We start from the raw sequence: 659 nt of genomic DNA on the forward strand, positions 1-659 counted from the left end.
GCCCCATTCGGCGCAGGTCGCGTCGTCGGCCGGCGAGGCCGGGCCGTGGGAGGCGCGGTTGGGCAGGAGCACGCCGAGCAGCACCGTCGCCGCCACAAGGGCGGCGATGCCCCAGGCGGCCAGGCCGCCGGGGTCGCGGGACGTCGGGTGCGGGTCGGCGGGCAGGTTGGCGGGCGTGTCGGAAGGCATGGCGACGGTGTTCGCGCGGGGGGACGCGTCCGTCAAGCCGCTCGCGCGACGCGCCGCTCGAGCAGGCCGGGCAGGAGCTTGAGGTCGAGGGGCTTGGCCAGGAACCCGTCGAAGCCGGCCCGGCGCGCGGCCTTCTCGTCCTCGCGGCCCGCGTTGGCGGTCAGCGCGACCAGGTGGAGCCGGCCGCCCTTGCCGCGGGCTTCGGCGGCGCGGATGCGGCGGGCGGTCTCGTGGCCGTCGCAATTCGGCATGCGGATGTCGATCAGGGCGAGGTCGAACGTGCCGCCCTCCGCGAGGCGGGCCAGGGCCTCGAGACCGTCGGCCGCGTGCACCACCTCGGCGCCGAGGCGCTCCAGGGCCTTGGTCGCCAGGAGCGCGTTGATCGGGTTGTCCTCGGCCAGCAGCACGCGCTACCACCATCACGCCCTGGTCCTCGGCCCGGACGGGGGCAAGCTCGCGAAGTCGAAGGG

General features: G+C 76.2%; 2 pseudogenes. Both read right to left on the bottom strand.

The window, feature by feature from the left end:
* Window positions 1–189, bottom strand: a pseudogene (locus FV223_RS29310) (hypothetical protein); the annotation flags it as partial.
* 32 nt (window positions 190–221) lie between these two features.
* Window positions 222–599 (bottom strand): annotated as a pseudogene (locus FV223_RS29315) (response regulator); the annotation flags it as partial.
* Window positions 600–659: the final 60 nt, after the last annotated feature.

It is taken from the genome of Methylobacterium sp. WL116 (assembly GCF_008039455.1).
Taxonomy (GTDB): domain Bacteria; phylum Pseudomonadota; class Alphaproteobacteria; order Rhizobiales; family Beijerinckiaceae; genus Methylobacterium.